This is a genomic window from Dietzia sp. UCD-THP, from assembly GCF_000349585.1.
Classification (GTDB): Bacteria; Actinomycetota; Actinomycetes; order Mycobacteriales; family Mycobacteriaceae; genus Dietzia; species Dietzia natronolimnaea_A.
This window is the reverse complement of sequence record NZ_KB714674.1, coordinates 1,138-3,173: the sequence shown is the minus strand read 5'-3', so window position 1 is coordinate 3,173 and position 2,036 is coordinate 1,138. Positions and strand designations below refer to the sequence as shown.

Sequence of the window (2,036 nt, the reverse complement as noted above, 5' to 3'; positions counted from 1 at the left end):
CTGTACGCGGATTCCTCGGTGTCCCTGCCGGTCACGTACAAGGTGCCGTCTGCCGATTCCCGCTCCCGTGACAGAAGCATGATGGTGTCACATGATCCAGCGATACCATTGGTGCCCGAAACCAGGTCCAGCCTGTCCTCTGAAGCCATTTTGCGCGTGTGGTGTACCAAGATTATCCCTGCGCCGGGATGACTTTCACAAAGTGCTTTCCACGGTTCCATCATTCGGTAATCAGCCCGGTACCCCTCGGCCTTCCCTGCCGGTACCGCTGCGGCCTTGGTGAACACGTCCACAATGACTAGGGGGCGCTGCCCGTCGTGTTTCGTCAGGAAGTAGTCGATCAATGGCACCGCCTCATTGGGGGGCAGTGTGACCACGCTTGTCCACATTGGGGGCAGTTGTTCGTCACCCAACAGTTGCTTTGCCCGCTGCTTGAGACGACGCTTACTATCCTCAAGGGATAGGTGCAGGACCGGGCGGGCAGGTCCAACGTCGATCCCTGAGAGTGCCTTCCCGCCGCTGGCGACTGCTAGGGCAATGTCCATCACGAACCAGCTTTTGCCCATCTTCGGCGGCGCTGCAAGCATGGTTAGCCCTTCGGGGATCATCCCGTCTACTACCCACTGGAGCGGCTCAAGGTGGAGTTGGTCTAGGTGGTCTCCCGTCATCAGGTATCGCTCCCATTTATTCTTTCCCGCGTCGGCTTGCTGGTACTTGGTACTGGGGACCATGGGAGTACCGCTAGTACCACTGTCTGCGAAGTCGCTATTGGCAAGTTGTTCGTGGTGGTCATCCTCGGGGTCGCTGAAGGGTACGTAGTCCCCAAATGGGTCAGTTGTGCTTGAAGTCATGTGTGGCCCTTTCGCCATTCGGTGCGCTCCACTCGGCGCTCAATTGAATGAACAGGTCGTGCGCCTGCTCGTGTGTCAACTTCATTTCCATAGGTCCGCAGTCCACGAAGTGCAGTCGCTCTCCGTTGCGTGCGGTCTTGGCTTTGTAGCGGAGCTTCATCACTCCCCCTTGGAGAGTCGCTGAATCTCGTCCTCGGGAATGCGGACGGTTCGGGTGCCCAACTTGACTGCCTTCAACTCACCACGCTTAATCAGGGTGTCGATGAAGTTCCGGCTCACCCCAAGCCTTGTAGCCGCCTCATCCTTGTCAATCATCATGGTGTTCGCCCTTCGGGTATGAAAAAGGCCCCCCAGGAGGTTTCCTGACGGGCCGATGCCGGTACTAGCCGGCTAAACTTGCAACTAAACTTCTAGGTGTGGAACTGTTGCTTTCTTTCCACACAAATAGTATAGCATACGGTGTCCACAAGAGTTGTCGCCTAAGACGTTTTCACTGGTCAGCGACTTTCGCCTATTCTTCACCCCTTCTTTTTCGTGTTTTTTTGGGTCCGCGACTTCTTTTTGGGGCTTGTGGATTGGGTGCCGGATTTGGGTGGTGTCAACCCCGCCCATACGGATGCAAGGCGTTCTCGTGCCGGATACATGGATTCGGGAATCTCGCATAGATGAAGGGGGTCTTGCACTTGAGGCACCTTCACATCCGATGCCCGGTCTTGCGCCTGGGGCCATATGGTTTCGAGTTCGCTCCGGTAGCGTGGTCCCGTGCCGTAACTCCGCATAAAGTAGAACCCTTCTATGTGTCTTTCTGAGGCGTTGAATAGTGGATACCCTCACCGGGGTATAGGAATACGATTTGAGGCGCTTAGAGAGGCGCACAGCCCGCCCTAATGGCCCCCAGGGGTAGGCCGCCCACATGATCTGAGCGACCTACCCGACATGGACCTTCAACCCATGCGCACGGGGCTAACGTGCCGCCCCAACTCATCAATGAACGTCTTGCTGTAGTCCAGGGTCGCATCATTGACTTGAGCCTCAAGCGACTCCTCCGACGTCTGACACTTCGGGCATAGGTAGCCGATAACGAACCCATCCTCATACACGGCGTTCCAGCCCTCGTCGTTGCGGCACCGCTTCCGACACCTGTCGCACTTGATCACCTTCACAGCTCCACCTCCGAGGGGATGA

General features: G+C 56.9%; 4 protein-coding genes. All 4 read right to left on the bottom strand.

Annotated elements, in window-relative coordinates; genetic code table 11:
• The coding region (locus tag H483_RS39020; protein WP_193746925.1) for an AAA family ATPase at positions 1-851 on the bottom strand (851 nt) is incomplete at its 3' end.
• A complete protein-coding gene (locus H483_RS39410) occupies positions 832-1,011 on the bottom strand; it encodes a hypothetical protein (protein ID WP_152428115.1) in 180 nt (59 codons plus the stop codon). The genes H483_RS39020 and H483_RS39410, both read right to left, overlap by 20 nt.
• Positions 1,011-1,169, bottom strand: coding sequence for an AlpA family transcriptional regulator (locus H483_RS39015; RefSeq protein ID WP_017838651.1), 159 nt, complete (start codon positions 1,167-1,169; stop codon positions 1,011-1,013). Before H483_RS39015 ends, H483_RS39410 begins: the two co-directional genes overlap by 1 nt.
• 626 nt (positions 1,170-1,795) lie before the next feature.
• The coding region (locus H483_RS37925) for a hypothetical protein (protein WP_238556451.1) at positions 1,796-2,036 on the bottom strand (241 nt) is incomplete at its 5' end.

What these genes read in the sequence shown, in the direction of transcription:
- H483_RS39410 (WP_152428115.1), bottom strand. Translation starts at nt 1,011, where the DNA reads ATGAAGCTCCGCTACAAAGCCAAGACCGCACGCAACGGAGAGCGACTG.
- H483_RS39015 (WP_017838651.1), bottom strand. Translation starts at nt 1,169, where the DNA reads ATGATGATTGACAAGGATGAGGCGGCTACAAGGCTTGGGGTGAGCCGG.